Source organism: Candidatus Cloacimonadota bacterium, assembly GCA_020532355.1.
Taxonomy (GTDB): domain Bacteria; phylum Cloacimonadota; class Cloacimonadia; order Cloacimonadales; family Cloacimonadaceae; genus UBA5456.
The window spans coordinates 1-6,803 of the sequence record JAJBBD010000310.1; the positions used below are offsets into that span (position 1 = coordinate 1).

Annotated in this window: 9 protein-coding genes; 4 read left to right on the forward strand and 5 right to left on the reverse strand. The window is 39.2% G+C overall.

Annotated features, from left to right (window positions below):
- The first annotated feature begins 223 nt into the window (after positions 1-223).
- Genes LHW48_10630 through LHW48_10645 form a run of 4 tightly spaced genes read left to right on the forward strand, consistent with a single transcriptional unit; the run spans position 224 to position 2,424 of the window.
- Entirely contained in the window at positions 224-397 is a 174-nt protein-coding gene (locus tag LHW48_10630; GenBank protein ID MCB5260901.1) for a hypothetical protein, read from the forward strand.
- Between the two features lie 42 nt (positions 398-439).
- Entirely contained in the window at positions 440-1,291 is an 852-nt protein-coding gene (locus LHW48_10635; GenBank protein ID MCB5260902.1) for a mechanosensitive ion channel family protein, read from the forward strand.
- Positions 1,292-1,298: 7 nt separating this feature from the next.
- On the forward strand, positions 1,299-2,000 hold the full coding sequence (locus LHW48_10640; GenBank protein ID MCB5260903.1) for an HAD family hydrolase: 702 nt from the start codon (positions 1,299-1,301) through the stop codon (positions 1,998-2,000).
- A 7-nt stretch (positions 2,001-2,007) separates the two neighbouring features.
- Entirely contained in the window at positions 2,008-2,424 is a 417-nt protein-coding gene (locus LHW48_10645) for a secondary thiamine-phosphate synthase enzyme YjbQ (protein MCB5260904.1), read from the forward strand.
- 92 nt (positions 2,425-2,516) lie between these two features.
- Here LHW48_10645 and LHW48_10650 read toward each other — a convergent pair whose 3' ends face one another.
- The 5 genes from LHW48_10650 to LHW48_10670 all read right to left on the reverse strand — a co-directional run.
- Positions 2,517-3,050 (reverse strand): hypothetical protein, encoded by a 534-nt coding sequence (locus LHW48_10650; GenBank protein MCB5260905.1) that lies wholly within the window; start codon positions 3,048-3,050, stop codon positions 2,517-2,519.
- 243 nt (positions 3,051-3,293) lie between these two features.
- Positions 3,294-3,518, reverse strand: coding sequence for a hypothetical protein (locus LHW48_10655; protein MCB5260906.1), 225 nt, complete (start codon positions 3,516-3,518; stop codon positions 3,294-3,296).
- Positions 3,519-4,014: 496 nt separating this feature from the next.
- On the reverse strand, positions 4,015-5,226 hold the full coding sequence (locus LHW48_10660) for an ABC transporter permease (protein MCB5260907.1): 1,212 nt from the start codon (positions 5,224-5,226) through the stop codon (positions 4,015-4,017).
- Positions 5,226-5,927 carry an ABC transporter ATP-binding protein gene (locus LHW48_10665; GenBank protein MCB5260908.1) on the reverse strand — a complete coding sequence of 234 codons (702 nt, stop codon included), beginning with the start codon at positions 5,925-5,927 and terminating at the stop codon, positions 5,226-5,228. The genes LHW48_10660 and LHW48_10665 overlap by 1 nt, the downstream gene beginning before the upstream one ends.
- Before the next feature lie 47 nt (positions 5,928-5,974).
- Positions 5,975-6,803 (reverse strand): efflux RND transporter periplasmic adaptor subunit (locus LHW48_10670; protein MCB5260909.1); only part of this gene is annotated, 829 nt, incomplete at its 5' end.

Below are 6,803 nucleotides of genomic sequence, written 5' to 3' on the forward strand. Positions count from 1 at the left end.
AAAAAAACTGCTATATATGGATGTGCAACGGTCTCATTTGGTAGATGACTTTTTTTATACTGCTCCGCTTCTTTGTTTAAAAGTCACGATATCTGAGAAGATAATACTTTGCATCAAAAATCTAAACTAATCATATTTATTCTTGCGTATAAACGATAAACTCCTTATACTATATAGAGTGAAAGGAATATTTATTTAACGGTTTTGAATAATTAGTTCTGACATGCCACCTTCAATTGCAAGATTGCATTTATGTATAGATATTGGTGTGATAAGAGCGGATTTTGTGGCTAAAACTCAACAAAAAATCGGTACTGTGGAATTAAATACACAACTTGATGAAAAATATCCCGTCAAATCTATAAAAAGAAATAGACAGATTGGCGGTAAAATCTAAATATGCACCTAATGGTGTAAATAAGAAAAGAGGTAAAAACAAATGTATGAACTAGCAACTTTAAATGTTATTACAGATTTTGCCACACCAGAACGGATCAGCTTAGCTGTTCGCGTTTTGCTGATGCTTATCATCGGTATTCCGGTTATTAAACTAGTATTAAAGATTATTAGTCGTTTAATTAAGGATAAGCTTTCCTTGCAATCGGAAGTATTAATAGGGCGCACCGTAAAATATGTGTTGTATCTGATATTGCTTGTGATGGTTCTCAATGAATTTGGTTTCAAGATATCTGCCTTGTTAGGGGCTGCAGGAATATTTGGGGTTGCCATTGGCTTTGCCTCACAGACTTCTGTATCAAATATTATCAGTGGAATCTTTCTTATCTCCGAAAAACCATTTATGATAGGTGATGTAGTTGAAGTTGTCGGTAATTTGGGATCAATTGAATCCATAGATCTTTTATCGATAAAGCTCAAGACATTTGACGGTCGCTATGTACGAATTCCCAACGAGACCATGATCAAGAATGATGTGACTAACTTAACCAGATTTGATATCCGAAGGGCTCAATTTGTAGTAGGTGTAGCCTATAAAGAGGACGTACGAAAAGTTCTGGAAATATTAAAAGATATTGCCGAAAACATGCCAGATGCCTTGAAAGATCCAGCGCCACTTATTCAGTTAGATGGTTTTGGTGATTCCAGTATAGATATCAACTTTGGCGTATGGACGGCAACATCTAATGTAATTGATATGAAAACACAACTAATGTTAGCAGTAAAAGAACGTTTTGATAAAGAAGGCATAGAGATTCGTTTCCCACATATATCTATTTATGCGGGAGAAGCATCCGAACCTATAAAGATACAAACAACATCAAAGGAAGTATAAGAGAAACATGAGCAACAAACCCCCGATTAAAGCCGTGATATTTGATCTTGACGGTACTTTGCTGGATACTCTTCAAGATATTGCCGGAGCCACTAACAAAGGTTTGGCAGATATGGGTTATCCAGAACATCCCTTGGACGCTTTTAAGCGATTTGTAGGCAATGGGCAAAACGAACTTGTAAAGCGTGCCTTACCCGAGAAGCATCGTAATTCTCAAGATATCAAAACTCTAGCTAAAAAATTCTGGGACTACTATGATATTGAATGGTATCTTAATACCAAACCGTATCCTGGAGTTTTGTACATGATTCAACTTGCAGTAGCTCGTAAAATCAAGCTTGCAATTCTATCGAATAAAGCCCATTATTTCACTAAGAAAATGATCCGCCATTTTTTCCGCGGAGCAATGATTCGTCATACCAAGAATCCTTTTGGTGTATACAGTGGCGAGCAAGTTAATATTGCCACAAAGCCGGATCCTACATTAGCTTTGGAATTAGCTCAAAAGCTAAAAATTGATCCTTGCCAGATTGCTTTAGTGGGAGATATGCCTGTAGATATTCAAACTGCAGGAAACGCAGGCATGATTGCTATTGGTGCTGCTTGGGGTTTTGCAGGCAAAGATGCTTTAATCGCTGCCGGTGCAGAGATGGTGTTTGATACTCCAACAGACTTAGCCAACTATCTAGAAACGCAGCCAATTATATAGTTATCTGATGATAAGTTTCAGAAAAGAGTTGTGGTTTAATACCACAAAGAGGCGAGAATACATTAATATTACAGATCAAGTGCAAGCCGCCCTGTTTGAATCGGGGGTCAGGGAAGGTTTGCTCTTAGTAAATTCTATGCATATTACAGCCAGTATTTTTGTTAATGACGATGAATCTGGATTACATGCAGATTTTGAGACTTGGTTAGAAAAACTCGCACCGGAAAAACCGTACAATCAATATCATCATAATGGATTTGAAGATAATGCTGATGCTCATTTAAAAAGACAATTAATGGGACGAGAGGTTGTAGTTGCCATTACAGATGGTAAGCTCGATCTGGGCACCTGGGAACAAATATTCTACGGCGAATACGATGGCAAGCGCCGAAAACGAGTATTAGTAAAAATAATTGGCGAATAACAATGAATAGCCTTGGTTATGCCAAGGCTATTTTTATTAAACGGAACCAGTAATGCTCCGATGAGATTGAATCAAGATGTCATTATCCGCAATCACTTGAAATAATAATACAAGCCTCCAGCAGGGATATACATGGTTAAATCATCTTTATAGTTCATTGTGATTGGGATTTCTATGCTTAAGTGAAAGCGATCCGAAAGTGAGAACTCAAATCCGGGACCCACACCTAAAGTCCATCTATCTCTCTGTTTCCAACTACTCTGTGTTCTAGATGTATAAAGTCGCTCTGATCTGAAAGAATATGAGCCGCCTGCGATTATATAGAAATTGTAGGTTTTGGCTTCGAGTAAGGGGATAAGATAATTTGCTCCCAAGAGGATTGTTCTTTTACCGTGAACAATGGGGTTTTCTTCTGTAGGAGAGTAACTAAAGCTTGGGTTATCATTATCGGAAGTATAAGCAGCTAATGTGCCCTGAATACCGCCAATACTACTCCAGTGACGAATACTGTAGCCACTTCCAGTGGATGATCCAAAATGAAGACCCATTGCCGAGGAATAATTGTCAAAAGCCATAAGGTACGATAAGCACGATAGAAGGATAAGCATAATCAATTTCTTAAGCATTTATTAAGCTCCTAAAAATAATTAAATGCATCCTCAAGTATGGCATGATAATGTCAAGTATAAATGTAAAGAAATGCCCTTTCACATCAATAAACAACAAGTCAGACCCGAACAAGAAAGAATAGTCAGGGATTATCTGCAAAAAGGGTTACTGAAGATTGCAAATGGCCGATGGATTAAACCCAAACTATGCAAATATTGGTTGGACGTAAGGATATTATGAAAATAGGCTACACATATTTTTTACGTATTTGAGTCTGAAAGATTGTTGGGCAAGCTTGCGTGAAGGTATTCAGCCTTTAACACAGCATCCCATGTTGCAGAGCTTTTGGGCTGCCAAGCCCCGCGTGGCAGTGGCGACGGAGTACCCAGAAAGCAATGATCTGCTGCCTTTGTGGCAAGCTGAGTTTTGCCACTCCATACTCTTGCCCGCCCTACTGCACAAACAAAGAATTTGCTCCAATCCATATCTCAATCCATCAAGCATAAATTATCGATAGTTACTCTTGCCCTCATCATATCGATTAAGCTTTATATCGGCTTAATCCATGCCTATTAATAAGCTATAAGATTGGGGGAGAATAATGGTATGCTAGCAGTAAAGACCTTATTTAACAAAGACATGGGATAGTGGCATGTACAATTGAAGTTGTAAATTGAACAGGATGCGGCTAAATATCACCTTTATTTTTGCGATATTCCCATTATAAAACTATGAATTCCGATTATTGCTATCAAGTTACTTGATAAAATAGATTACATTTAACACCATCATTGAAGATAGCTATAAGTCTTTTTCATTGCTTTTGCAATGGTCACCTAACCTGTAACATTTAACAGGATGAGTAATGAGGCTAGATGATAAGAGGAATAATCGACTTTTAGGCGATGAAATGAAAGAGCCTCTTTGTGATGGAGGCTCTAGATAAAATTGAGATCTTAACTACAATAGTATAGTCTGGTATTATTCGTATCGTAAGGCATCAATGAGATTCAGATTGGCGGCTTTTTTAGCGGGATACCAACCAAAAAAGATTCCGATACCCATCGAAAAACCTACTGATAGCATTATTGACCACATGGTTACTGCTATATTCCAATTCATAATTCTACTAACAATTCTGGCGGCACCAAAGCCTAAAAGAATACCCAAAATTCCTCCCATAATACTGATTGCCATTGCTTCGATTATGAATTGTAATAACACATCTCGTTTGCCGGCTCCAACAGCCATGCGAATACCAATCTCTTTTACACGTTCTGTTACAGAAACCAACATAATATTCATGATACCGATTCCTCCAACAAGCAGAGAGATACCGGCAATTGACGCCAAGAGAATCGTCATAGTATGAGATACACTATTTGCGGTTTCAGCAAGATCTGTTTGGGAACTAACTACAAATTCTTCGCTAGAGGTACCGCGATGTCTTGCTTGAAGCAGATTCAAAATATCTTGTTGAACCAAATGAATGGCATCTCTGCTTACGGCGGAAACCATGATACTCATGTTGCGCCAGCGATGTCCCAATAGCCTTTGATAAACAGTGGTATAAGGAGCTAAAACGGTATCGTCTTGATCGTTTCCCATTACGCTTTGACCTTTTGCAGTTAGAACTCCGATAATGGTAAAAGGGATATTTCGAATGCGAATTATCTTTCCAATAGGATCGATGTCACCAAATAGATTATCGGATACTGTTTTTCCGATTACACATACCTTATCTCCGTTATCTACATGCGATTTGTAGAAAACATCTCCTCTGGAGGTTTGCATATCTCTAATAAAGAAATAGTCCGCATCAACCCCCATTATTCCAGTACGCCAGTTTTTGCTTTCATACTTAAGCTGTCCCCATGTGCTGTATACAGGAGAAGCATACAATACACCATCAAGTTGATTGCGCATAGCCTCAACATCGTCCACGTTTAACAGATTGCCACCGCCAGCAGCTTGACGCACTGCGGACTGGCTGAAATTTGAATACACCATTATTACATTGGTGCCCATAGAGTTAACTTGATCTTCAACTATCTTTTGTGCTCCCTGTCCAATGGCAAGCATAGCTATTACCGCTGCGACACCAATGATGATGCCTAGCATGGTTAGGAAAGTTCTGGTTTTATTTCTGGTTAAAGATTTCAGAGCGATACGGATAATTCCCAGTACAGACATTAATCCTCCTCATCCAGTTTTGGCAAGGTTAGCAAATCGTTTGAAGCAGATCGTGCGGTGGGATTTACCTTATCCGAGATTATTTTTCCATCTCTAAAGGTTATGTGGCGGTGAGCATATTGGGCAATATCGTATTCATGGGTAACAAGAATTACAGTTTTTCCTTGAGCATGGAGTTGTTGAAAAACAGCCATTACTTCTACACTGGTTCTGGTATCCAAATTACCGGTGGGTTCGTCTGCCAGAATGAAAGAAGGGTCGTTTACAATGGCGCGGGCAATAGCCACACGTTGTTGTTGTCCTCCAGAAAGTTGATTTGGGAAATGCTTTGCTCTATCTTCTATTCCAACCGTTTTAAGAGCGTTCAAGGCATGTTCGTGACGCTGGTGCAGACTATACTTTCTGCAATATAACAAGGGTAACTCAACGTTTTCTAAGGCAGTTGTACGAGGGAGTAAATAAAAGCTTTGAAACACATAGCCTATCTTTTGGTTACGAATAATAGTCAACTCATCTTCCGACATATTATGGACGGGGATGTCATCCAATATATATTGTCCTTCACTGGGCTTGTCTAGGCAGCCTAAAAGGTTCATAAAAGTAGTTTTACCGCTGCCACTAGCGCCCATGATGGCGATAAAATCTCCCTTTTGAACTTCGAGATCAACGTTTCTTAGCGCATGTACGTGGATGTCGCCCATAATATATGTTTTACTAAGATTCTTTGCAGTTAAAAGCTTATTGTTCATTAGAATCTTCTCATTGTGGGAGTAGAATTTGATGCTTGTTTGGGATCGTTGTATATTACCCCGGTTACCAGTATGGAATTTTTATCTAAGCCATCAATAAGTTCTACATAAGCACCGTCAGATACTCCGGTTTGCACTGCTCTTGGAGTTGGCTGGTTATCTTCCAATACCCACACTACTGCCATGCGATTTACTGTGTTTGTTTTAGTGGCCATTTGTCTGAGGTTTCCAGGCTTTTTTGAAGAATTTGTCTTTGTGGAATCGCTGACTGCTTCTGCGGTTGGTTCTTGTTTCTTTATTGCTTGTTGCATAGCTATTCTTCCTGCATTAAGTAAGTCGTCTTCCCATTTCAAACCAAATTGTTCCCATATTTCTTTGCTAGGGCGAAATCTGGTTGCACTTTCCGGTATGCGCAGGACATTGTTTCGGGCATTGATGATAAAGGTAACGTTTGTGGTCATCCCTGGCAGCAGTTTACGATTGGGATTACTGGCATCGATAACAACGCTGTAGGTTACAACATTGGATTCTGTAGAGGGATTAAGTCTTATTTGTTGCACAGAGCCTTCAAATCGCTGATTAGGATGTGCATCAACAGAGAATTCAACCGGCATTCCAACAAGAATTTTTCCGATATCTGCTTCATCAACTCCAGCAATGATTTGCATTCTATCAAGATTATTGGCTATGATAAATAATGTGGGTGAGTTTAAGCTTGCTGCAACTGTTTGACCTTCATCGACAGCCCTAGAGACAATAACTCCATCAATAGGGCTGGTTATATGGGCATTGGCGAGGTTTTTTTCGGCTCTCTGTAAACTGAGTCTG

Excerpts from the sequence above, each read along its gene's own strand:
- LHW48_10655 (MCB5260906.1), bottom strand. The coding sequence starts at position 3,518 with ATGGATTGGAGCAAATTCTTTGTTTGTGCAGTAGGGCGGGCAAGAGTA.
- LHW48_10640 (MCB5260903.1), top strand. The coding sequence starts at position 1,299 with ATGAGCAACAAACCCCCGATTAAAGCCGTGATATTTGATCTTGACGGT.
- LHW48_10645 (MCB5260904.1), top strand. The coding sequence starts at position 2,008 with ATGATAAGTTTCAGAAAAGAGTTGTGGTTTAATACCACAAAGAGGCGA.
- LHW48_10630 (MCB5260901.1), top strand. The coding sequence starts at position 224 with ATGCCACCTTCAATTGCAAGATTGCATTTATGTATAGATATTGGTGTG.
- LHW48_10665 (MCB5260908.1), bottom strand. The coding sequence starts at position 5,927 with ATGGGCGACATCCACGTACATGCGCTAAGAAACGTTGATCTCGAAGTT.
- LHW48_10650 (MCB5260905.1), bottom strand. The coding sequence starts at position 3,050 with ATGCTTAAGAAATTGATTATGCTTATCCTTCTATCGTGCTTATCGTAC.
- LHW48_10635 (MCB5260902.1), top strand. The coding sequence starts at position 440 with ATGTATGAACTAGCAACTTTAAATGTTATTACAGATTTTGCCACACCA.
- LHW48_10660 (MCB5260907.1), bottom strand. The coding sequence starts at position 5,226 with ATGTCTGTACTGGGAATTATCCGTATCGCTCTGAAATCTTTAACCAGA.